This is a genomic window from Amycolatopsis silviterrae, from assembly GCF_042684085.1.
GTDB lineage: Bacteria > Actinomycetota > Actinomycetes > Mycobacteriales > Pseudonocardiaceae > Amycolatopsis > Amycolatopsis silviterrae.
Map to the genome: position 1 here is coordinate 277,831 of NZ_JBHUKS010000026.1, position 22,029 is coordinate 299,859.

Annotated in this window: 22 protein-coding genes and 1 pseudogene; 13 read left to right on the forward strand and 10 right to left on the reverse strand. The window is 70.0% G+C overall.

From position 1 onward, the window contains the following. The first annotated feature begins 149 nt into the window (after positions 1-149). Entirely contained in the window at positions 150-890 is a 741-nt protein-coding gene (locus ACFSVL_RS32640) for an SDR family oxidoreductase (protein WP_378309645.1), read from the forward strand. 13 nt (positions 891-903) lie between these two features. On the opposite strand, the gene ACFSVL_RS32645 is transcribed toward ACFSVL_RS32640, so the two are convergent. Continuing rightward, positions 904-1,542 carry a hypothetical protein gene (locus ACFSVL_RS32645; RefSeq protein ID WP_378309646.1) on the reverse strand — a complete coding sequence of 213 codons (639 nt, stop codon included), beginning with the start codon at positions 1,540-1,542 and terminating at the stop codon, positions 904-906. Between the two features lie 287 nt (positions 1,543-1,829). Here ACFSVL_RS32645 and ACFSVL_RS32650 point away from each other — a divergent pair, with 287 nt between their 5' ends. From ACFSVL_RS32650 to ACFSVL_RS32660, 3 genes are all read left to right on the forward strand, one after another. Beyond that, entirely contained in the window at positions 1,830-2,429 is a 600-nt protein-coding gene (locus ACFSVL_RS32650) for an RNA polymerase sigma factor (RefSeq protein ID WP_378309648.1), read from the forward strand. Beyond that, complete coding sequence (locus ACFSVL_RS32655) at positions 2,422-2,754, forward strand: hypothetical protein (protein WP_378309650.1); 333 nt, start codon at positions 2,422-2,424, stop codon at positions 2,752-2,754. Before ACFSVL_RS32650 ends, ACFSVL_RS32655 begins: the two co-directional genes overlap by 8 nt. Positions 2,755-3,067: 313 nt before the next feature. Further along, on the forward strand, positions 3,068-3,739 hold the full coding sequence (locus tag ACFSVL_RS32660; protein WP_378309651.1) for a hypothetical protein: 672 nt from the start codon (positions 3,068-3,070) through the stop codon (positions 3,737-3,739). A 539-nt stretch (positions 3,740-4,278) separates the two neighbouring features. On the opposite strand, the gene ACFSVL_RS32665 is transcribed toward ACFSVL_RS32660, so the two are convergent. Next, positions 4,279-4,728: a single-stranded DNA-binding protein gene (locus ACFSVL_RS32665; RefSeq protein WP_378309653.1), complete on the reverse strand. Its 450-nt coding sequence runs from the start codon at positions 4,726-4,728 to the stop codon at positions 4,279-4,281. Between the two features lie 197 nt (positions 4,729-4,925). Here ACFSVL_RS32665 and ACFSVL_RS32670 point away from each other — a divergent pair, with 197 nt between their 5' ends. Beyond that, complete coding sequence (locus tag ACFSVL_RS32670; protein ID WP_378309655.1) at positions 4,926-7,223, forward strand: glycoside hydrolase family 15 protein; 2,298 nt, start codon at positions 4,926-4,928, stop codon at positions 7,221-7,223. A gap of 19 nt (positions 7,224-7,242) precedes the next feature. Here the strand turns inward: ACFSVL_RS32670 and ACFSVL_RS32675 are convergent. Then, positions 7,243-8,073 (reverse strand): annotated as a pseudogene (locus ACFSVL_RS32675) (DMT family transporter); the annotation flags it as partial. A 36-nt stretch (positions 8,074-8,109) separates the two neighbouring features. Here ACFSVL_RS32675 and ACFSVL_RS32680 point away from each other — a divergent pair. After that, complete coding sequence (locus ACFSVL_RS32680; RefSeq protein ID WP_378309656.1) at positions 8,110-8,670, forward strand: TetR/AcrR family transcriptional regulator; 561 nt, start codon at positions 8,110-8,112, stop codon at positions 8,668-8,670. Positions 8,671-8,674: 4 nt separating this feature from the next. On the opposite strand, the gene ACFSVL_RS32685 is transcribed toward ACFSVL_RS32680, so the two are convergent. Beyond that, the gene (locus ACFSVL_RS32685) at positions 8,675-9,232 is read right to left on the reverse strand and encodes a CGNR zinc finger domain-containing protein (protein ID WP_378309658.1); all 558 of its coding nucleotides are present in this window, start codon (positions 9,230-9,232) and stop codon (positions 8,675-8,677) included. A 102-nt stretch (positions 9,233-9,334) separates the two neighbouring features. Here ACFSVL_RS32685 and ACFSVL_RS32690 point away from each other — a divergent pair, with 102 nt between their 5' ends. Continuing rightward, positions 9,335-10,258 carry a pyridoxamine 5'-phosphate oxidase family protein gene (locus tag ACFSVL_RS32690; RefSeq protein WP_378309660.1) on the forward strand — a complete coding sequence of 308 codons (924 nt, stop codon included), beginning with the start codon at positions 9,335-9,337 and terminating at the stop codon, positions 10,256-10,258. A 13-nt stretch (positions 10,259-10,271) separates the two neighbouring features. Then, positions 10,272-10,733: a nuclear transport factor 2 family protein gene (locus ACFSVL_RS32695; RefSeq protein WP_378309662.1), complete on the forward strand. Its 462-nt coding sequence runs from the start codon at positions 10,272-10,274 to the stop codon at positions 10,731-10,733. 91 nt (positions 10,734-10,824) lie between these two features. Here ACFSVL_RS32695 and ACFSVL_RS32700 read toward each other — a convergent pair whose 3' ends face one another. Then, the gene (locus tag ACFSVL_RS32700) at positions 10,825-12,216 is read right to left on the reverse strand and encodes an amino acid permease (RefSeq protein WP_378309664.1); all 1,392 of its coding nucleotides are present in this window, start codon (positions 12,214-12,216) and stop codon (positions 10,825-10,827) included. 334 nt (positions 12,217-12,550) lie between these two features. Here ACFSVL_RS32700 and ACFSVL_RS32705 point away from each other — a divergent pair, with 334 nt between their 5' ends. The 5 genes from ACFSVL_RS32705 to ACFSVL_RS32725 all read left to right on the forward strand — a co-directional run bounded on the left by ACFSVL_RS32705 (position 12,551) and on the right by ACFSVL_RS32725 (position 18,546). After that, positions 12,551-14,590 (forward strand): MDR family MFS transporter, encoded by a 2,040-nt coding sequence (locus tag ACFSVL_RS32705; RefSeq protein WP_378309666.1) that lies wholly within the window; start codon positions 12,551-12,553, stop codon positions 14,588-14,590. 154 nt (positions 14,591-14,744) lie between these two features. Further along, positions 14,745-16,289: a hypothetical protein gene (locus ACFSVL_RS32710; protein WP_378309668.1), complete on the forward strand. Its 1,545-nt coding sequence runs from the start codon at positions 14,745-14,747 to the stop codon at positions 16,287-16,289. Between the two features lie 33 nt (positions 16,290-16,322). Next, positions 16,323-17,264 carry a non-homologous end-joining DNA ligase gene (ligD, locus tag ACFSVL_RS32715; RefSeq protein ID WP_378309670.1) on the forward strand — a complete coding sequence of 314 codons (942 nt, stop codon included), beginning with the start codon at positions 16,323-16,325 and terminating at the stop codon, positions 17,262-17,264. A 77-nt stretch (positions 17,265-17,341) separates the two neighbouring features. Further along, on the forward strand, positions 17,342-17,692 hold the full coding sequence (locus tag ACFSVL_RS32720; protein ID WP_378309672.1) for a hypothetical protein: 351 nt from the start codon (positions 17,342-17,344) through the stop codon (positions 17,690-17,692). Positions 17,693-17,769: 77 nt separating this feature from the next. Beyond that, positions 17,770-18,546, forward strand: coding sequence for an SDR family oxidoreductase (locus ACFSVL_RS32725; RefSeq protein WP_378309674.1), 777 nt, complete (start codon positions 17,770-17,772; stop codon positions 18,544-18,546). Here the strand turns inward: ACFSVL_RS32725 and ACFSVL_RS32730 are convergent. The 5 genes from ACFSVL_RS32730 to ACFSVL_RS32750 all read right to left on the reverse strand — a co-directional run bounded on the left by ACFSVL_RS32730 (position 18,543) and on the right by ACFSVL_RS32750 (position 22,021). Then, positions 18,543-19,016: an SRPBCC family protein gene (locus ACFSVL_RS32730; RefSeq protein WP_378309676.1), complete on the reverse strand. Its 474-nt coding sequence runs from the start codon at positions 19,014-19,016 to the stop codon at positions 18,543-18,545. The two genes, ACFSVL_RS32725 and ACFSVL_RS32730, sit on opposite strands and share 4 nt — an antisense overlap. A 43-nt stretch (positions 19,017-19,059) precedes the next feature. After that, the gene (locus tag ACFSVL_RS32735) at positions 19,060-19,263 is read right to left on the reverse strand and encodes a DUF6186 family protein (protein ID WP_378309678.1); all 204 of its coding nucleotides are present in this window, start codon (positions 19,261-19,263) and stop codon (positions 19,060-19,062) included. Continuing rightward, positions 19,260-19,853, reverse strand: a complete 594-nt coding sequence (locus ACFSVL_RS32740) for a hypothetical protein (protein ID WP_378309680.1) — start codon at positions 19,851-19,853, stop codon at positions 19,260-19,262. The genes ACFSVL_RS32735 and ACFSVL_RS32740 overlap by 4 nt, the downstream gene beginning before the upstream one ends. A 153-nt stretch (positions 19,854-20,006) precedes the next feature. Beyond that, complete coding sequence (locus ACFSVL_RS32745; protein WP_378309682.1) at positions 20,007-20,906, reverse strand: cobalamin-binding protein; 900 nt, start codon at positions 20,904-20,906, stop codon at positions 20,007-20,009. Between the two features lie 14 nt (positions 20,907-20,920). Next, positions 20,921-22,021, reverse strand: coding sequence for a serine hydrolase domain-containing protein (locus ACFSVL_RS32750; RefSeq protein WP_378309683.1), 1,101 nt, complete (start codon positions 22,019-22,021; stop codon positions 20,921-20,923). Positions 22,022-22,029 lie beyond the last annotated feature (8 nt).

The window sequence follows — 22,029 nt, forward strand, 5'->3', positions numbered from 1 at the left end:
CATGACCGGGCGCGCGGGCGGATCCGGCCGGCGCTCACGCTTCCTTGACTGCACTCCAGGCGATGTTGACGCGCTCCCTGCGGCACCGTTGCGGACACGTGTCCGGTAAGCTATCCGGACACGTGTCCATATGGTTGGCAGGAGTGGAAATGCCCGTCATGAATGAGAAAGTCGTCGCGATCACCGGAGCCAGCAGCGGAATCGGTGAGGCGACCGCCCGGCTGCTGGCCGCACGGGGCGCCGCAGTGGTCCTCGGTGCGCGCCGCGCGGATCGGCTGGACGCAGTGGTGGAGGAGATCCGCGGGGGCGGCGGTCGCGCGATCGCGTGCGTCACCGACGTGACCCGTCGCTCGGATCTGGACCGGCTCGTGCAGCGGGCGGTGGACGAATTCGGCCGCCTCGACGTGCTGGTGAGCAACGCCGGTGTCGCCAAGCTGGGGCCGGTGGCGGAGGTCGACGTGGACGGATGGTCGGCGATGATCGACGTGAACGTGCGCGGCGTGCTGCACGGGATCGCGGCCGCGCTGCCGGTGTTCCGGCGGGAAGGGCGGGGCCATCTGGTGACGACGGTGTCGACGGCCGGGCTGAAGATCGTGCCCACGCAGGCGGTTTACGCGGGGACGAAGAACGCGGTGCGGACGATCATGGAGGCATTGCGGCAGGAATCGACGGACGGCGTGCTCCGGACGACGTCGGTGTCGCCGGGGTTCGTCCGCACGGAACTGGCGGATTCGATCGACGATGCCGGGCAGCGAGAGCAGATCCGGCGGCGGGTCGAGGAGTTCGCCCTCGACCCGGCGGCGGTGGCGCGGGCGATCGCTTTCGCCATCGAGCAGCCGGACGACGTGGAGATCGGGGACATCACGATCCGGCCCGCTGTGCAGAATTAAGAGCGTCTTGGGGCTATAGGCACGGCGGTTGGTAGCCGTCGATGAGGAGTTCCCGGAAGTCGAGGCTGTTGGGGGTCTTGCCGACGAAGACCAGGCCGCGGGCTTCGTTCAGCGCGGAGGCGAACGAGTACTGCGGCTGGCCCAGTTCAGGGAGCCAGGTCCAGGCGTCGGCGTCGAAGGGGAAGAACTTGCGGACCAGTTGACCGCCGGTCGAGGGAATGCGGGTGAGCCATTTGTCGCCGCCGCTCCAGTGGGAGGCGGGGCGCAGCTGGACGTAGAGGTCTTCGGTGGCGCTGTAGGTCAGCCAGAATCCGGCGGAGCGGCTGAGGTCGGCCTGGGCGTCGAACTGGTTGCCGAGCCAGACGACGGCGACGTGCCATTCGTTGTTCTGGAAGACGATTTTCGCGGCGTAGCCGTCGCCTTCCGGGACGAGGAGGCTCCCGGTGGCCGGGACGGTGGTGCCTTCGCCGCTGGCCAGCCACTTCTGCAGCCGGTTGATCGACGGGGTGCTGCATTCGTCCTGTCCGCCGGCTGCTCTGGCGGCGGTCGCGGGCGAGGCTTGGGCGGCTGGTGCGGAAAGCGGGGCCAGCAGCAGTACGGAAATCGCGGCGAGGACTGGGATTCCGGCCTTGGTCCGGCGAGATGCGGGCATGGATCGGAAGCTACCAGCGGGATTTCCGGCCGGTCAGGGCCGATAGTCGGCATTCGGGCAGTGGTATGGACCTTTTGGGGAAAGGACCATACCATTTGCGCGGGTCCGGACCGGAGCGCGCGGCTGGCCGACGCGGGGGCCGAGCGCGGGCGGCGATCAGGCTTGCCGAGGTCGCGGCTTCCGCCGGCCGCTCCTGGCGAACGGGCCGGACCGGGTGTCCGGGTCCTGGGGCCTTCGTGCCGCGTGGCGGCGATGAACACTTCCGGCGGCTCCGGCGAATACCCGATGTGACTAGGGCTGAGCGCTACGCCGCGGCAGGCGCGGTGGACGGCGACGATCGACCGGACTCGTGCGGGCACGACCTTCAGCCGGTCTTCCAGAGCTTGTTCGACCGGCACGCCCGGGACGTGCGCCGGTACCTTGCCAGCCGCGCCGGGCCGACGGTGGCCGACGACCTGGTCAGCGACACGTTCCTGATCGCGTTGCAGCGCCGGGCCAGCTACGACCCGGCCAGGGCCGGCGTCCGCGCCTGGTTGTTCGGCATCGCCACCAACCTGCTCCGCCAGCATGCCCGGGCCGAAAGCCGGTACCTGCGGACGGCCGCCCGCGACCAGGGCGCGCAGATCGCGCGCGGTCATGCCGATCGGGTGGCCGACCAGGTCGACGCCGAAGCCAGGGTTCGGGAACTGGCCGGTCTCGCGCCGGGAGACCGGGACGTGTTGCTGCTGGCGAGCTGGGGAGAACTGGATGCCAGCGAGATCGGCGCGGTCCTCGACATTCCGGCGGGCACTGTCCGTTCCCGGCTGCATCGGGTCCGGCAGCAGCTCCGGGCCCGAGCCACGCCGAGGGCCCCGCACAGCCTGGAAGGAGAGCGCATCGATGACTGAGAACAACGTCCGTCGCTTGTGGACGAACGACGAGCTGGACGAGGCACTGAATTCGCTGCGCGCCGAGGAACTCGCCAGCCCGCGTCCGCTGGCAGCAGCCAACGACGCGCTGGTGAACGCAGTGCGGTCGATCGAAGGAAAGGCTGCTCCGGTGCCGGAAACGATCCCGCCGGCCGAGGTCAAGGGCAAGGCGGAGTCCCGCGCCAGGCGGCGCTGGTGGATCGGCGCGGCTGCCGCCGCGCTGGTGATCGCCGTTGGCGCCACCGCGGCGATCCCCCGGCCCAGACGCCGGCAGCCGCGCCGAGGGCGAAGCTCTTGTCGGTGAAGCAGGTGCTGAATACCGCCGTCGACAGGATCCACGTCATCGGGGGGACTCCCATCCCCGCGGGCAAGTTCCGCTATGTCGCCACCCGCACCGGGATCCTGTGGAACGACAGCAGGATCCCGGCCGCCTTCGCCGGCGAGCAGCTGACCCAGACCTGGCAGCCCAGCGACTTCTCCGGGCAATCGCTGCTCACAACCGCGCGCACCGGGAGCCGGAAATGGCTCGTCGGCGACGAGCAAACGCTCAAAGCGGGCACCGAGAAGATCAACGGAGGCCACGGCGCCGACCTCAGCGAATACTGGCCGAGCGGTGAATGGCGCGCCGCGGCCATCGGACCCGGCTTCACCGGGCCACCGGATCGGGCCGCCCGTGGGTGTGGCGGACCAAGGACTGGCTGCTCGACGTCACGGTGCCGGTGTTCTCCGACGCCGCCGGGCACAGCAGCAGCGCGGACTACACCTACGAACTGGACCGGGGCACCACTTCGGCCTATCTGGACGGTCAGCTGCTCGGCACCCAGAACTCGCCGGGCCGCGGCGTTTTCCAGGCTCCGGCGCGGTTCGGCACGTACCGGATCACCACGGAGGCGACCCGGGACAAGCCCTGGTGGCCTACCTCCACGAAGGTCAGCGGAGAGTGGACGGTCGCCCCGACATTGTTCGCGGACGGCCCGCTGGGCATGCTCGCCGTCGGATTCGCCCCGCCGGCGGACCTGCGCAACATCGTGCCGGGAGGCAAGGAGATCACCTTCCCGGTGACGGTGACCCGGCAGGACTCGCCGCCGAAGGTCACGGAGCTGTCGGTAGAGATCTCCTACGACGACGGTGCGACCTGGCAGCCGGTGGAGCTGAGTCCGGACGGCCCGCGGTGGACGGCGAAGGTCCGCAATCCGGCGAGCGGGTTCGCGTCGTTGCGGGCGAAGGCTGCCGATGACAAGGGCAACGCGGTGAGCCAGACCGTTACCCGCGCTTACCAGATCGGGTGACCGGGGCGGGGGTTCGCCTCGACGGGCGAACTCCCGCGTCCGCGCGCCGGTCGGGGACGGCAGCCGGGGTGAGTGGCGGCTTTCCGGTCTCAGAGGTCTGTCCGTGGCGGCGTGCCCTGCGGTTCGCCGGGGGTGAGCACCACGAAGGCGTCCTCGGTGCGAGCGACGGAGCGCTCGGAGCAGGGGCCGGCGGGGACTCTCGGTCCTCGGGTGTCCCGGCCGGTCCTCGGTCGGGCCGACACGGGTTCGATCGGCAGTGCCGCAGCTTGAAGTTCTCCGGAACACGACATCTCCGCTTCGGTGGGGTGGTTCGGTGTGGTCAAGGGGCGGCCGCAGAGCCCGGCTCGTTCCGGGATGCGGGTGTTTCGGCGCGGCTGCCAAGGAATCCGCGCCCGACGGTTTGTTCGATGATGGCGGGTACGCCCGGAGGCAGCCGCTGATGTCCTAGCGGTGCAGCGGTCTCCGGCGCGGGCAGGGCGCATCGAGCGTCCGCTGATCCACCACAGTGGACGTACCGGAGAAGGAAGTGCGGGCGAAGGTCAGAAGGGCGGGGCATCGCCTGCCGTTACCGGGGTCTCGGTGATCCAGCCGCCGCTGGGCGAGGAACTGTGGCCGTTCGCGGAACGGGACGCTTTGACGACCTTCGCGGTGGCATAGCGCAGGGAAGGGCCGATTTCGTCGACTTGGAGTTCGACTACCGTCCGGCGTTCGCCCTCTCTGGTTTCGTAGGAGCGTTGCCGCAATCTGCCCTGGACTATGACCCGTGCGCCCCGCGTGAGGCTTTCGGCGACGTTTTCCGCGGGGTTCTTCCACAGGCTGCAGCGGAGGAACAACGGGTCGCCGTCTTTGAAGTCGTTGGATTGGCGGTCCAGGATTCTCGGCGTGCTGGCGACGGTGAAGTTCACTACCGCGGAACCGGACGGGGTGAAGGCGAGTTCCGGGTCCGCGGTCAGGTTTCCGACGACGGTGAGGACGGTTTCTCCGGCCATGGTGACGCTCCTTCTGCTCGGTGCGGGCCCGGGCGGGTGCCGCTTCGGGAATCAGGAGACCATCCGGGTACGACAGTTTCCGGGGCTTCTCGGTCACTCCATCGGGTGGGACTCCCTCGGGTTCTCGCGGCGACGGCGGAGCGGTTCCCACCGTTCGGCTGTTGTTCCGGGCAGGGGCGGCGGGGAGCATGAGCGGCATGGCCGGTGGGAAGCGGGGACGGGCGACGGCGGTGGTCGCGGTCGTGGGGATTTTGGTGGCGGCGCAGGGGATAGCACCTGCCAAAGCGGGGGCAAGGCCCGGGCAGGCGGCGGAACGCGGAGCGGGCGGCGGCGGGCAAGGGGCGGCGCGCTCGCCGGCGGGAGGCACGCCGGGAGATTGCTGCGGCGGGCCGTCATCGTGGACAACCGGGGACAAATCCGCCCTCGGGACGGCCGCCGGGACGGCGAGCCCGTTGTGGTTCACCGTCGCGAAGGGTGTCACGTCCGAGGTGTTCTATCCGCGTGTGGACGTCGCGAATATGCAAGACATGCAGTACGTCGTCACCGACGGGAAGTCCTTTGTGGACCTTGAACGCGACGCGACCGAACACGTCGTTTCGATGCCGGACGAGAAGGCGCTCGAGTACACCGTCACGAACACCGCCAAGAACGGTCGTTATCGCATCACCACGACGTACATCACCGACTCCGGACGGCCGACTCTTCTTGCTCGCACGCGGTTTCTGTCGCTCGACGGCGGTCAGTACCAGGTTTACCTGCTGGCGAATCCGTCTATGGCGGGCGGCGCGGCCAATGACACGGCGGCGTGGGACGGGACCGGTTTGACGGCCAGTGGCACCGAGGAGTTGTTCGGCAGCAGGACGACGGTGGTGTCGGCGTTGCGGGTCTCGACTGGGTTCGTCGCGTACGACAACGGATATTCCGGCGCCGCGAGCGATTGCCTGGTAGACTTGCGAGCACATAAAACTCTTGCGAATCACTTCGACTCCACCAGTTACGGCAATGTAGTCCAATGTGGACAGATTCCGGTCGGGCGGGACACGACGTTCTCGGTCGCGCTCGGGTACGGGACTGACGCACGGAGTGCCGCGGCGGCTGCGGACGGGTCGCTGGGCGGCGGATTCGACACTCTCGAACAGGCGTATCGGCGCGGATGGGAGGAGTATGCCGACAGCTTGAAAGCGGTGCCGGCCAGTGTTGCGGGCGATGAGCGGCAGCGGAGGGCGTATTACGTCGCGCTGATGGCGTTGCACGCGGCGGAGGACAAGGCGCATCGCGGCGCGAGTGTCGCGGGGCTGGCCACGCCGTGGGGCGACGTCGTGAACGGCGACGGGCTCAACGACGGGTACCACCGCGTGTGGGGCCGGGATTTGTACCAGCAGGCAACGGGATTGCTCGCGGCGGGCGATGCCGCGCAGGCGGAGCGGATGGCGCGGTTCCTGTGGTCCTCGCAGTGGATTTCCGCGCCTACCCCAGGCGACGGGACGACGTATCCGGCCGGTGCGTTTCCGCGGTACAGCCCGGTGAGCGGGGTCAGCGGGGCCGCGCCGCAGCAGCTGGGCTGTTGCGAGCAGCTCGATCAGGACTCCGACGCGATCGTGCTGGCGTGGATGACCGGGCTGACCGACCCGGCGACCTATGCGCGGGTGAAGGTGACGGCGGAGCACATCCGGGCCAGCGGGCCCGCGACGACGGAAAGGTGGGAGGAGCAGTACGGGCGGTCGCCGTCGTCGGTTGCGGCGGAGGTGGCCGGGTTGGTCACGGCTGGGGCGATCGCGCGGGCGAATGGCGACGTGGCGGCGGCACAGCAGTGGGAGCCCACGGCGGATTCGTGGCGGGCGCAGCTCGACGGCTGGACGCGGACGACGTCCGGGTACTGGGGCGGCCACACCTACTACGAAAGGATCGACAAGGGCACGGACCCGAACGACACCGGACAGATCTGCTTCGACGAGGGGTGCTTCTACGAGCACGACGTCGTCGACTTCGGGTTCCTCGAACTGGTTCGGCTCGGGGTGCGCGGACCGGCGGACGCCGAGGTCGCGCGGTCGCTGGCTCCGACGGCGGCGGCCCGCGACGGCAACGCGCCGATGCAGGTCACGACCCCGGGCGGAGACGTCTACTTCCACCGCTATCCGCACGACAACTACGGCGAGAGCAACCCGACGTGCGCCGGCTGGCCGGCGAACGGGCCCCAGCGGTTCGGGCGGTTGTGGCCGGTCCTGTCCGGCGAGCGCGGCGAGTACGAGCTGGCCAACGGGCGTTCGGCGGCGGTGTACCTGAAGTCGATGGCGGACGCGGCGAACGACGGCTACTTCATTCCCGAACAGGTGTGGGACCGCGCCGACGTCGCGTGCTTCGGCCTGGGCCGTCCGACCGGGAGCGCGGCGCCGTTGATGTGGGCGGAAGGCCAGTACCTCCGGCTCGCGCAGAGCATCGACGCGGGGAAGAACCTGGAGACCCCGTCGGTGGTCCGGCAGCGGTACGGGAGCTGACCCGCCGGTTCGCGACGACGGCCGCGACGAGGGCGAGGCCGAGGCCCACGCCGGTCAGCACGGTGAAGGGCTCGCCGAACAGCAGGGTGCCCCACACCGAGGTGACCGGCGCGATGAGGAACATGAGGCTGTTCACCGCGGTCACGCCGATGCGGTCGACGAGGAGCCAGTACAGGCCGTAGCCGCCGAAGGTCGCCAGGACGATCAGCCAGGTCAGGGCGAACCAGAAGTGGCCGGACGCGGGAGGCACCGCGGTCCCGGTCGCCAGTGCGAGCGCGGTGAACACGACGGCTGAAGTGCCGCAGTGGATGGCCAGCGCGCGCAACGGGGGAGCGGGGACACGGGCCCGGCGTTCGAGCACCGTCGAGGCGACCAGCCCGAGCATGCCGGCGAACGGGATCAGGTACGCCCACGCCGGGGCATGCGACGCGGCGTCCGACCAGCTGACCACGACCACGCCGACCAGGCCCAGCGCGAGCCCGGCCCATTGCCGTCCGGTCGCGGCGGCGCCGAGCAGCGGGCCGGCGAGTGCGGCGGCCACCAGCGGTTGCACGCCGTCGATGAGCGCGGTCGTGCCGGTGCTGACGCCTTCGCCGATCGCCCAGTACACGGTCAGCAGATAGCCCGACTGCGACAGCAGGCCGATCAGCACGTGCCGGCCGAACTCGCGAGCCGGCGTCCCGCGCGGGCGCAGGAACGGAGCGAGCAGCAGGGCCAGCGGCAGGAACCGCCACATCAGGACGGTCGGCACCGCCGCGTCCGCCGCACCGAGTTTCGCGCCGATGAAGCCCGACGACCAGCACGTCACGAACAGGACCGCGAGCCCGGCTATACCGATCGGTTTACTCATGGCACCGGACTATACAGATCGGTATACGCTGGGGCCATGACGATCGACTGGACGCCCAAGGCGCACGCGGTGCTGGCGGCCGCGTCGGAACTGTTCTACGAGCGCGGGATCCACGCGGTCGGCGTCGACGTGATCGCGGCCCGCGCGGGGGTCACCAAGAAGACGCTCTACGACCGGTTCGGCTCGAAAGACCGGCTGGTCGTGGAGTATTTGTCCGCCCGGGACGCGCGGTGGCGGGAGTTTCTGGACGGGTGGATGGAAAAGGCCGGGCCGGACCCGGGGGATCGGGTCGCCCAGGTCTTCGCCGCGTCCGAGGCCTGGGCGAAGAAGTACGGCGGCAAGGGCTGCAGCATGATCAACGCGCACGCGGAGATCAGCGACCCCGCGCATCCGGCGTACGCGGTGCTGACCGAGAGCAAGCGGTGGATGCTCGGCGTCTTTGTCGAACTGGCCGAGTCGGCTGGCGTTCCGGACCCTGCGAAGACGGCCGAGCAGATCATGTTGCTGCACGAGGGTGCCGTGGTGATGGCGGGAATGCGGGTGGCGGAGAACGTCTTCGAGCGGGCGGCGGAAACGGCGGTGGGGCTGTTGGGCTGAACCGTCAGCGTGTCGATCGGATCTTCTCGTAATGCCGCGCGGCGCGCGCTCGGTTTCCGCAGGCGACGGAGCACCATTCGCGGCGCGGATGCGTTTTCATGAAGTAGAGCACGCAGCCGGGTGCGTAACAGGCGCGCAGTTTCGCCGCGTCCGGGCCGCCCAGCAGCGCGATCGATTCCCGTGCCACGCGGGCTAATCCGGTGACGACTGCGGAGGCGTCATGCGCGGACGTTTCCCGCAATTCCCCGGAAACCAGGGTCAATTGGGGGACCGGCAGGTGGGTCACGAGGTCGTTCAGGTCGCCGAGGGCGGCGTCCAGCGAGACGGTCGCGGTCTGCCGGTCGTCGGCGGTCACTTGCGCGGCTAGTCGGCGGACGGCGTCGCGAAGCCGTTGCGCCAGCGCGAGTTCTGCGGCGGACGACTGGCAGGAGCCAAGGCCGACGGCGTCGAGCCAGGCGTCGAGGTTTTCGCGAGTCCGGAGGTCGTCGTGGAGCCCGCTGGTGTCGGCCCAGACGGTCGCCATCAGGCGGACCGGCACGACCTCGTCCGGGAGCATCCACATGGCTGAGACCGTATCACGGATGGAACGGGTTGCATCCGTGAGAAGCGGCTGCTACAACTTCTCACGGAACATGACTGCACAACCCGTGAGAAAGGAGGTGTCGTGAACACGGCTTCGACACCGGCGGCCGCCGCGGGTTTCCACCCGGGCGAGCTGGCGGTCCAGCGCGAGGCGGGGGTCGAACGGCAGGCCGCGCGGCTGTCGCGGATGGCCGAGCCCGCCGGGCTTTCCGCGGGGATGGCGGGGTTTCTGGCCGAGCGGACGTTTCTCGTCGTGACCGGCCGGGACGCGGACGGGCGGCTGTGGACGTCGCCGATCGCCGGCCCGCCCGGGTTCCTCGAAACCAGGTCGGCAACGACACTCGCGGTCCATCGCGGCATCCCGGAGGGCGATCCGCTGCATGGTCTCCCGGCCGGGCAGCAGCTCGGGATGACCAGCATCGAGTTCGCGACCCGCCGCCGGGTCCGGATCAACGGAAGCCTCACTACCGCGGCGAAAGACCACCTCATCGTGGAGGTCGAGCAGGCTTACGGCAACTGTCCGCAGTACATCCAGCAGCGTGTGCTGTCCGAGGAATCAGCATCGAGAGCGCCAGCAGAAAAGCGCGCGGAACTGAGTTCGGCGGACACCGAATTGGTCACCACGGCCGACACGTTCTTCCTCGGCACTATCAACCCGGAACACGGCGCGGACGCTTCCCATCGCGGCGGCGCGCCCGGGTTCGTCCGGGTCGAGGGAAATGCGCTGTGGTGGCCCGATTACCCCGGCAACAACCTGTTCAACAGCCTCGGCAACCTCGCCGTGGACCCGGAGGCCGCGCTGCTCTTCCCGGACTTCGCCAGCGGCCGGATCCTGCAGGTCTCCGGCACCGCCGCGATCGAATGGGGCGAAGCCGGCCGCACGGGCGACGACGGCTACACCGGCCGGATCGTCCGGTTCGCCGTGGAGCGCGTCGTGTCCGGCCGTCCGGTGGCGCGGCAGCTCGCGCACGCGCCTTACCCGCGCAATCCCGCGCTCATCAACTGAAAGGACCGTAATCATGACCGAAGCACGGCCGCCGTTCCCGCCGTTCGACCTGTCCGCCGCGCTGAAGAAGGTCCAGGCCGCCGAGGACGCGTGGAACACTCGGGACCCGGAGAAGGTTTCGCTCGCGTATACGCCGGATTCCGTGTGGCGCAACCGGGATACGCATGTCGTCGGCCGCGCCGCGATCGTCGAGTTTCTCGCCGCGAAGTGGGAGCACGAGCGGGATTACGCGCTGCGCAAGGGACTGTGGGGGTTCCGCGAGAACCGCATCGCGGTCCGGTTCCAGTACGAGAGCCGCGACGCGGACGGGCAGTGGTGGCGCAGCTACGGCAACGAGCTGTGGGAGTTCGCCGAGAACGGGCTGATGAGCCGGCGCGAGGCGTCGATCAACGACCGGCGCATCGAGGAGGCCGAACGCCGCATCTTCGGGCCGCGGCCGGAGGCGGAGCACAGGGTCGATTTTCCTTTGTGGTGAACGAAAAACCCGGCCGGTCCCTCCGGTGGTACCGGAAGGACCGGCCGGGCCGGCGTGCCGCGTTCGCGGGATGGGGGAACGCGGGATCCGCTCAGGCGCCGGTGCGCGCCTGCCGTTTGCGGGACACCAGCCGCCAGCCGACGGCGAGCACCACGACGATCGCCGGGATCGAGTAGAACGCGATCTTCTCGGCTCCGTCGGAGAATCCCATCAGCACCACGACCAGCACGAGGAATCCGAGTGTCGCCCAGCCGGTGTACGGCGCGCCGGGCATGCGGTAGCTCGGCCGCTCCAGTTCGCCGCGCAGGGACGCCTGGCGCATGCGCATCTGGGAGAACACCAGGGTCGCCCAGGTCGCGACCACGCCGAGCGAGGCGATCGCGGTGGCGATGTCGAACGCCTTCGACGGCACGATGTAGTTCAGCACCACGCCGAGCACGTAGGCCACGGACGTGAAGAGGATGCCGCCGTACGGCACGTGCCGCGAGTTCATCTTGCCGACGAACTTCGGCGCTTCGCCCTCGTCGGCGAGCGCGCGGAGGATGCGGCCGGTCGAGTAAAGACCCGAGTTGCACGAGGACAGTGCCGCGGTCAGGACGACGGCGTTCATCACGTCGCCGATGCCGCCGATGCCCAGCCGCGAGAACACTGTGACGAACGGGCTTTCGCCGCCGTTGTAGAACGGCCACGGCAGCAGCATCGCCAGCAGCAGCACCGAACCGACGTAGAAGACGCCGATCCGCCACACGACGCCGTTGATCGCCTTCGGCAGCACCTTGCGCGCGTCCTTGGTCTCGCCCGCCGCGATGCCGACGACCTCGATCGCGGAGTACGCGAACACGACCGCCTGCAGCGTCATGAGCGCGATGCCGACGCCGGCCGGGAAGAACCCGCCGTGGTTGGTCAGGTTGTGCACGCCCGCGGTGGTGCCGCCGATGTTCGCGCCGGTGAAGACGAGCCCGAGCGCGGTCACCAGGAACACGACGATCGCGAGCACCTTCACGACGGAGAACCAGAACTCGAGTTCCCCGAACAGCTTCACGCTCAGCAGGTTGACCGTGATGAGCACGCCGAGCGCGATGAGCGCGGTGATCCACTGCGGCACGTCCGGCAGCCACTTGTGCACGTAGATCGCGACCGCGGTGATCTCCGCGATCCCGGTCATCGCCCAGTTCAGCCAGTACATCCAGCCGGACACGAAGCCGGCCCACGGCCCGATGAACTCCCGGGCGTAGGTGACGAAACTGCCGGAGCTGGGCCGGTGCATGACGAGTTCGCCGAGCGCCCGCATCACGAAGTAGGCCGCGATGCCGCACAGCGCGTAGGAAAGAACCAGCGACGGCCCCGCTTCGTGGAGCCGCCCGCCCGCGCCGAGGAAGAGCCCGACCCCGATCGCCCCGCCGATCGCGATCATCTGCACTTGGCGATTGCCGAGTGCTTTCGTGTAGTTGTCGCCCTCTTTGGCGACCACTGTGGATTCCATGGTTGCGTGACGCTAGCGGTACCGGACCGGGTGACGCAGCACACCTAGGCTGGACTTAAGGTGTGCTACAGATCACCGTGGAGGAACCGGCCAAATCGGGCAGAACCCGTTTGAAATCCGGAAATCGCGCTGGAGCAGCGGGAATGTCCACGGTGGACGGTCCGGCCGGAGTCTTTCGGGTAGGCGGGGGTGTCCGCAAGGGTATCGGGTCCCGAAGGCGCAAGGCGTCACCGGAACGGGCGACGCTGCGGCCGGGCGGCTATTCCACAGTGGACCGAGGTGCTTACGTGGACGCGCCGGGAGCGGCCCGGCACGGGCGCGCGAGGAGGAGCCGATGACGGCCACGGCGGAGGAGACCCGGGAGGAACCGGCGCCGGCGGCGCTGTCCCGGCGCAAGATCCACGCGGTGTTCGGCGCGGTCATGCTCGGCATGCTGCTCGCCGCGCTGGACCAGACCATCGTCGGGACCGCGCTGCCCACCATCGTCGGCGACCTCGGCGGGGCCGGGCACCTGTCGTGGGTCGTCACCGCGTACCTGCTGGCCGAGACGATCATGACGGTCGTCGTCGGCAAGCTCGGCGACCTCTTCGGCCGCAAGCTGATGTTCCAGCTGTCCGTGGTCGTGTTCGGCATCGGCTCGTTCTTCTGCGGGTTCGCCGACAGCATGACCTGGCTGATCGTCTGGCGCGCGGTGCAGGGCCTCGGCGGCGGCGGGCTCATGGTCACCTCGACCGCGCTGATCGCCGACGTCGTCCCGCTGCGCGAGCGCGGCAAGTACCAGGGCGCGCTCGGTTCGGTGTTCGGCGTCGTCACGGTGGCCGGGCCGATGCTGGGCGGGCTGTTCGTCGACCACCTGTCCTGGCGCTGGGCGTTCTACGTCAACATCCCGCTCGCCGTGGTGGTGCTCGCGGTCGCCGCGTCGGCGATGCCGAGCGCGCGCGCCGCGGTCAAGCCGGTGATCGACTACCTCGGCATCCTGCTGATCGGCCTCGCCGCCACCGGGCTGACGCTGGTCACGAGCTGGGGCGGCACCACCTACGCGTGGGGTTCGCCGGTGATCATCGGCATGGCCGCGGGCTCGGTCGTACTGCTCGGCGCGTTCGTCGCGGTCGAACTGCGCGCGCCGGAGCCGATGCTGCCGATGCGGCTGTTCCGCAACCCGGTGTTCACCGTCGCCGGGATCATGAGCTTCGTCGTCGGGTTCGCGATGCTCGGCGCGCTGTCCTATCTGCCCACGTACATGCAGTACGTCCAGGGCGTCTCGGCGACCTCGTCCGGCGTGCGGCTGCTGCCGATGGTGCTCGCCCTGCTGGTCGCCTCGATCCTGTCCGGCACGCTGGTGAGCCGCACCGGGAAGTACAAGATCTACCCGCTCGTCGGGTCCGCCGTGATGACGGTCGGGCTGTATCTGCTGTCCCGGCTCGGCTCGCACACCGGGTTCTGGGAGTCCGCGCTCTACATGGCGGTGCTCGGCCTGGGGATCGGGCTCGGCATGCAGGTGCTCACCATCGCGGTGCAGAACACCGTGGACTACAAGGACCTCGGCGTCGCGACGTCCGGGGTGACCTTCTTGCGTTCCATCGGCAGTTCGTTCGGCGCGGCCATCTTCGGCACCATTTACGCGAACCAGCTCGGCCCGAATCTCGCCAAGGCGCTCGCCGAACATCCGCTGCCGCCGGGCGTCGATCCGAAGGCCGTCCAGGTGCCGATGGCCTTGCATCAGCTGCCCGCGACGATTTCGGAACCGGTGATCGGCGCGTACGCCGAATCGCTGCACATCGTGTTCCTTTATGCCGCTCCGGTCGGCTTGGTCGCATTCGTGCTCGCGTTCTTCCTCAAGGAAATGCCCTTGCGCGACACCGCCCGTGCGGCCGCGCCGGATCTCGGCGACGGATTCGCGATGCCGGAGGCGCACGAACACGACCGCGAACTCGAACGGGCCATCGCGACGCTGCTTTTCCGGGAACGCCGCAAAGCCGCGCCCGCGATCGTCGCGCGGGCCGGTTCGGAACTGGACGTCGGCGGATTGTGGTGCGTCCTGCAGGTGCGGCTCCGGCAGCGGGCCGGGCGGCCGGCGACGCTGGAAGCGATCGGGGAGGACCACGGCGTCCCGGCGCAGGTGCTCGAACCGGCCTTCGCGCGGCTGGAACTGACCGGGCACCTGAACTACGCCCGAGACACCTGGTCGCTCACCGCGGACGGGGAACGCGAATGGGACAAGCTCGTCCGCGCGTGGCACGACTGGATCGCCGAACGCCTCGGAGACTGGGGCACCGGGGACAGGTCCGAACTGGACGCCGCGATCACCCGCGTGGCGACCCGGATCCTGGACCAGGGAGCCGACCGGGCGGACGGGCGTCACGCGCTGGCGTGAAACCGCGGGAAATTCGGCCGCGCGACGGGAAACCGTTGCGAAACCGGTACGGCCGGACAAGCCGGTGCGGCGGCAGCCACGTTTCGGCCAGCCCGTTAGCATCGCCTTGTCGGACACCCTCTACTGTTCCGGGATCATGTCGGTGGATGAATCTGTGCTCACGACTTCGGAGGGCCCGGACAGCGCCAGCGCGCGCGTCCCGGTCCGGTCCCGCCTCGCCGCTTGGCTGCCCCTGGCCGCCGCGGTGCTCGGCCTGCTCTCGTTCCTGCTCGTGCGCGGGAGCCTCACCGACGACGGGTACATCACCCTGTCCTACGCGAAGAATCTCGCGTTGCACGGAGAATGGGCGCTCGTCCCGGGTTCGGTCGCGAACTCCGCGACCTCGCCGCTCGACGTCCTGCTGCTCGGGTTCCTGACCTTCGTCACCCGGATCAGCGGCTCGGCGCACCCGGTGCTGGCGCTCGGCGCGCTCACCGTGCTGAGCAGCGCCGCGATCGGCTGGGCGTGGGCGCGGCTGACCCGCCGCTTCGGCCTGTCGCCGTGGGTCGGCGCGCTGGGCCTGCTGCTGGTGATCGCCAACCCGTTCCTGCTGTCGGCCACCGGCCTCGAGGTGCTGCTCGTCCCGACCGTCCTGCTGTGGCTCGTGGTGGCCGCGCTGGAGAAGCGGCCGGTGCTGTTCGGCGCGGTCGCCGCGCTGACCGTGCTGACCCGGCTCGACCTCGTCGTGTTCGTGATCGTGATCGCCTTCTCCACCGCGGCGATCCGGAAGAAGTTCTGGACCGCCGTCGCCACCGCCGTGATCGTGTCCGCGCCGTGGTTCCTCACGAGCTGGTTCGCGCTCGGGTCGTTCATCCCCGACACGCTGGTGATCAAGCAGGACCAGGAAGGCCTCTTCGGCGCCTGGGGCTACTTCAGCGGCCCGATGATGTACTTCCTGTACCTGCCGTTCACCGTGATGGTCGCCTTCGCCTCGGCGCTCGTCGGCGTGACCGTGCTGCTCGGCTGGCTCGCGCTGCGCTTCGCCCGCCGGTGGGACGACTTCCCGCAGCTGGCCCCGGTCGTCGCGCTCGGCGCGGGCGGCGTCATCTACTACATCGTGTACTCGACGCTCGGCGTCGGCCCGTACCACTGGTACTACGTCACCCCGATCGTCAGCACGGCCTCGTTCGCGGTCCTGATGATCGGCGTCTGGCACGCCGAGACCAAGAAGCAGCCGAAGCTCAGCCGCGTCCCGCCGCTCGTCGCGCTCGGCCTCGGCGGCGCGGTCGCGCTCGCCAACGTGGGCGTGGACCTCGCCCAGGGCGTGCCGTGGCCGTCGCCGGTCATCTTCGGCAACTGGGCGAGTTCGACCGACTACGCGCGGGTCGGCAAGGAGCTCGGCGCGCGGCTGCAGGGCAAGTCGGTGGCCGGGCCGGGCGAGATCGGCACCCTGGCGTACTACTGCGACTGCCAGATCCTCGACGTCTTCTCCGACCGCAGCCAGGTCACGATGATCGTGAACAAGCGGCTCGCCGAGGACGGGTTCGTCAGCAAGACGATCCTGCGGATCAACTACCACTGGTTCAAGCGCCTGCCGCTGCGGAAACCGGACTACCGGCTGCTCTACGACCCGGGTCCCGGCCATGGTCCGGACCAGTGGACGGTCTATTCCGCGGCCAAGGGCGTCGGGCACTTCACCCTCGTGCCGTTCGACCGCTGACGCGCCGGCCGGTTTCCGGATACGGTCGGTTCCATGGCGAAGGGCGAGGCCGTCGAGCTTGAGGTGGGGGACCGGACGGTCCGGGTGTCCAACCCGGACCGGGTCTACTTCCCGGCGCGCGGCGAGACCAAGCTCGACCTCGTCCGCTACTACCTGTCCGTCGGCGACGGGATCGTGCGCGCGCTGCGGGAGCGCCCGTGCATGCTGCACCGCTTCCCGTCCGGCGTGTCCGGGGAGAAGGTGCACCAGAAGCGGGTGCCGAACGGCGCGCCGCCGTGGCTGGAGACGGTGCGGGTGCAGTTCCCGCGGTACAACCGGCACGCGGACGAGCTGTGCGTGACGGAGCTGGCGCACGTGGCGTGGGCGGTCCAGATGTCCACTGTGGAGTTCCATCCCTGGAATTCGCGTAGGGCGGACACCGAGCGGCCGGACGAATGGCGGATCGACCTCGACCCGATGCCTGAGTGCGGGTTCGACACCGTGCGCCGGGTCGCGCGCGTCGCCGAGGAGGTCCTCGCCGAGTTGGACATCCGGGGCTGGCCGAAGACGTCCGGCGGCAGCGGGATGCACGTCTACGTCCGGATCGAACCTCGCTGGGGGTTCGCGGACGTCCGCCGCGCGGCGCTGGCGTTCGCGCGCGAGGTCGAGCGGCGGGCGCCGGAGGAGGTCACCACCACCTGGTGGCGCAAGGACCGCGACCCGAAGAAGCTCTTCGTGGACTACAACCAGAACGCCCGGGACCACACGATCGCCAGCGCCTACTCGGTGCGCGGCGTGCCGGAGGCGCTGGTGTCCACGCCGATCCGCTGGGACGAGGTCGACGACGTCGATCCGCGCGACTGCACGATCGCGACCGTGCCCGCGCGGTTCGCCGAACTCGGCGACCTGCACGCGGGCATCGACGACACGGCGTACTCGCTCGAGCCGTTGCTGGAGTGGGCCGACCGGGACGGGTTGGAGGCGGAAGACACCTGAGCGAAGTCATTCGGGCGCCTGGCGTCATGGGGGAGTCTCCGCCGCGTCTCCCCGGCGACGGAGCGGAGGATGCCACGATGGACAGTGCTGGGGAAGGCGATCCGCTAGCCGTGCTGTACCGGCTGCACCACCAGTTGCGCGTGCTGTCGCCGGTGCTGACTGTCGCGCCCGGACGGCCGGAAACCCAGGTCATGCTCGACGGGCTCGCCGAAACCGTTTCCGAGGCGGAGGGGCTGCTCGCGACCGCCGAACCGGCCGCGCTGGCGGCGTTGCGGCAGGCGTTCGACTACGCCCGCGCGGGCCGGGGCAATGAGGCGAACTCGGAGCTGATCACCGCGTACGGGCGGCTGTCGGTGCTGCTGCGGAAGGACACGCCGCGCCGGGACAGCGCGAACGAGCCGACCGTGCGGTGGCGTTCGAAGTTTTGACCCGCGCGGCGCGCGCCGTGCCAGGATGGCGGGCGAGAGCCGCCTGAGCCCGGGCGGCGCGGCAGCGGGAGGACGACGTGGCCGAGCAGATCCTCGTCACCGGCGGGACCGGTCAGCTGGGCCGGGTGGTCGTGGAACGGCTCCGGGCCGAGGCGGCCCCGGTGCGGGCGCTGAGCCGGAAGCGGTGCGCCAGCGAGGGGGTCGAGTGGACGGCCGGGGATCTGCGGACCGGGCGGGGCATCGACGTCGCGGTCGCCGGCGTCAGTACGGTGCTCCACTGCGCGACGGACTACCGGCACGAGGTCGAGACGGTGCGCATGCTGGTGGAAGCCGCGCGGTGGAGCGGGCAGGCGCCGCATCTGGTGTACGTGTCGATCGTCGGCGTCGACAAGATCCCGCTGGGGTACTACCGGGCGAAGCTGGCCGCGGAGAAGCTGATCGCGGGTTCCGGGCTGCCGCACACGATCCTGCGCGCGACGCAGTTCCACGCCCTGGTGCGGAGCCTGCTTGCCGGTGCCGCGCGGTTGCCAGTGGTGCCGGTGCCGAAGTTCCGCTTCCAGCCCGTTGACGTGCGCGACGTCGCGGCGCGGCTGATCGAGCTGGCGCAAGGCGAACCGCAGGGACGGGCCGCGGACTTCGGCGGACCGGAGGTGCGGACGACGGCAGACCTCGCGCGTGCCCTGCTCGCCGCGTCGGGGAAACCGAAGCGGCTCGTCACCGTGCCGGTGCCGGGGCGGATCGCCCGGGGTTACGCGGCCGGCGCGAATCTGACACCGGATCATGCCGACGGAAAGGTCACCTTCGAGCAGTATCTGGCGGAGCAGGGCAAACCCACCGCGTTGCGGTATCGCTAGCTGGCGGCGCGGCGGCGGACGGTGCGCTCCAGGATGCCGAGCGTGGCCTTGAGCGCGGATTCGGGGACCACCGGGAAGGTCAGGCGCTGCTTCCACTCCTCGGGGAGTTCCGACCAGTCGTAGTAGGACGTGACGCGCGTGCCGTCCTCGGCGGGTTCGAGCCGGTACCCGTAGATGTGCCGGACGTGCGGCCGGATGTTGCCCTCGACGGTCCAGGCGATCTCCTCGTCCGGGACCAGCTTCGTGATGACGACCTCGACGTCGTACTTGCCCAGCGGCCGGTCGCCGAGCGCTTCCCGGTCCATGTGGACCACGAACCGGTCGCCGGCCTGGGCAACCGGCTCGCCCTCGGCGTCCATGAGCATTCCGGACGCGTCGATGTCGACGTGGCCTTGCGGGTCGGTGAGGACCGCGAAGACGGCGCCGGCGGGGGCGGGGACGATCCGGGAGACCTCGAGACGTTCGTTCATATCATCGACCATAGCAGAAATAATCGATGATTATCCGTGTCGGTTAGCTCTGCACGAAGAAGTGCCAGCCGACCCACCACCAGGCCAGCACGAGCGCGATCCGCGTGGACCGCTTGCGCATCAGCGCAGAGAGCACGCTGGTCAGCGACGGGATCTTCTTCGGGAACAGGTGGCTGCCGAGCCACAGCAGGAGGGCAGCGGCCACGATCGCGCCGAAGCCGATTTCGGTGATCAGGCGGCTGCTCATGCCGTCATCCTCGCCGCCGCGGCCGCGCGCAGCATCGCCAGTCCGGCCGCGACCCAGACGCCGATCGCGAGGGCCTGCACGACGCGGTTGTCGAGCATCGGGTCGACGAGGTCGCTCATCGTCGGATGCGTCAGGGATAGCCCGCCCGCGGCCTGTTCGTAGATGAAGGAGATCAGTTCCCAGAGACACCAGGAGATCGCCAGCGCCACCCACAGCCAGCCGCGCCGGGGGACGGGCCGCGAGGGGAGCGAGGGGTCCCGCCACTCCACGACCAGCGCGCCGACGCCGATCGCGGCGACGGTGAGGAACATCGGCACGGTCTGGCGGCCGAACACGAGCGCCACCAGCGCGGCGGCGGCGATGAGCGGAGCGCCGGGCAGCGGCGTGGACGGCACGAGGAGGGGGTCCGTGCTGATGCGGTGGCGTTCGGTGAAGACGAGGAGGATCGCGGCGGCGAAGAAGATCACGCCGTCGGCGGGGGCGTCGCGGATGAAGTGCGCCAAGGAGGCGATGAGGAGGGCGGCGATCGGGAGATCGACGGCCAGCCGGTGCGCCGGATAGTCCGCCGCGTGCCGTTCGGGAAGTGCCATGCGACGCCCCCATTTCGTGCCGGTCCTGCTTGAGGGACAACACGAAGGGGGGCGTTCGGCTTCCCGGGCGGGGTCGTGAGTGGCGTTGCCGGTTAGAACCGGGATTGCCACTCACGACCCCCCATGCCGAAGAGAACGCGCAGGCAGGAGCGCTCAGACGGGCCGGGCTTTCGCGTGGCCGACCGGCGGCTGGGCGGGAACGTCGTGGAGAACAGTGGCGAGGATCTCAGTGCCGCGAACGACGCGGGGGCCGGGGCGGTTGAAGTACGCGGGGCCGTCGAGCACCCAGACCCGGCCGTCGCGGACGGCGGGCAGGTCGGCCCAGCCTGGCCGGGACGTGAGGACGTCGAGTTCGGCCTCGGTGCGGTCCGGCGAGAAGCCGCAGGGGAGGACGAGCAGGACGTCCGGGCGGGCGGCGACGACCGCGTCCCAGGTCATCGGCTTGGTGTGCTCGCCCGGTTCGGCGAGCAGCGGCATACCGCCCGCGGCGGAGATCTGCTCGGGTACCCAGTGCCCGGCGGGCCAGAGCGGGTCGAGCCATTCCAGTGCGACGACGCGGGGTCGCGGACGTCCGGCGACCTGGCTGCGGACGGCGGCGAGCCGCGAATGGAGTTCGGCGACGCGGGCAGCGGCGACGTCTGGCACGCCCAGTGCGTCGCCGAGCGTGGTCAGGCAGCCGAGGACTTCGTCGAGGGTGCGCGGTTCGAGGCTGAGCACGCGCGGTCCGGCGTCCAGCATCCGCACCGCCGCCGCGACGCGGGTGTAGGACACCGCGCAGACCTCGCACAAGTCTTGGGTGAGCACGAGATCGGGCGCGAGTGCGGCCAGCCGGCCGACGTCGACCGAGTAGAGCGACGATCCCTGGTGGGCCGATACGGCGGAGATTTCGCGGCTGGTCAGCGCGTCGGAGTCGAGGTCCGCCGCGGTCACCACCGGCACCGACGCGACCTCGGCGGGCCAGTCGCATTCGTGGGTGCGCCCGACGAGGTCGCTCGCCTTGCCGAGGATGGCGACGAGGTCGGTGGCGGCGGGCAGCAGGGACACGATCCGCATGGGCCCACGGTAGGTCAGGCGGCCTCGTGCAGCGCCGCCAGCAGCGAGGAAGCCCGGTGGTCGACGTCCTCGGCCTGGAGTTCGTTCGTCACGAAGGAGAACGACAGCCCCCGCGTCGGCCATGCGCCATGGCGGCCGCCGCCGGCGCCGGAGTGGCCGAAGGCGGCCGGGTCGGCGTCGGCGGGGCCGTAGGTGCCGATCGGGTCGGCCAGTTCGTAGCCGAGGCCGAAGCGGAGCGGGCGGTCGTTGATCGCGTCGATGCCCTCGGACCAGGTGCGGGTCGCCTGGGCGAGGATGTCGTCCGGGACGAGTTTGCCTACGCGCACCAGGTCGTACAGGCGGGCCATGGCGGTCGCGGTGCCGACCGCGCCGCCTGCCGCGAGCGTCGCGCCGCGGTACTCCGGCGAGTTCATCGAGTCACCGGAATCGAGCAGGCCGCGGTACATCCGTTCGACGATCCGGCGGCGTTCCTCGTCTTGCAGGAAGGTGCTGATCCGGTAGCCGGGGGCGCGGCGCAGGGTGGCGACCGGGATCGTGGGCGGGGTGCCGAGCCGCAGGTCGAGGCCATACGGGTCGGCGAGCAGGTCTCGCACGTGCACACCCAGATCCGCGCCGGTGACGCGCCGTGCCAGTTCGGTGGCGAGGTAGCCGTAGGTGAGCGCGTGATAGGCGACCTTCGTGCCGGGTGTCCATAGTGGACGCTGGGCGGCGAGGGCGCTGGCGTTCGCCGCGTTGTCGAGCATCGGCAGGTCGGGCTCGACGTAGGGGAGTCCGACGGTGTGCGACAGCAGCTGCGAGACCGGGACGTCTTCCTTGCCTGCCTCGGCGAACTCCGGCCAGTAGCGGGCGACTCGCTCGTCCGGGTCGAGCAGGCCCCGCGCGGTCAGGATCGCCAGCACGGTCGCGACGACGCCCTTCGTGCCGCTGAACAGCACGGCCCGGGTGTCCTCGGTCCACGGAACGCCGTCCGCGGCCGAGCCGCCCCACAGCTCCACCACCGGTGCGCCGTCGCGGAACACGCTGAACGCGGCCCCGCCGGTGGCCGCCTCGACGATGTCGCCGAACGCTTCCCGCACGCCCTCGTAACCCGGCTTTACTGCACCGTGGATTGTCATGATCGGCT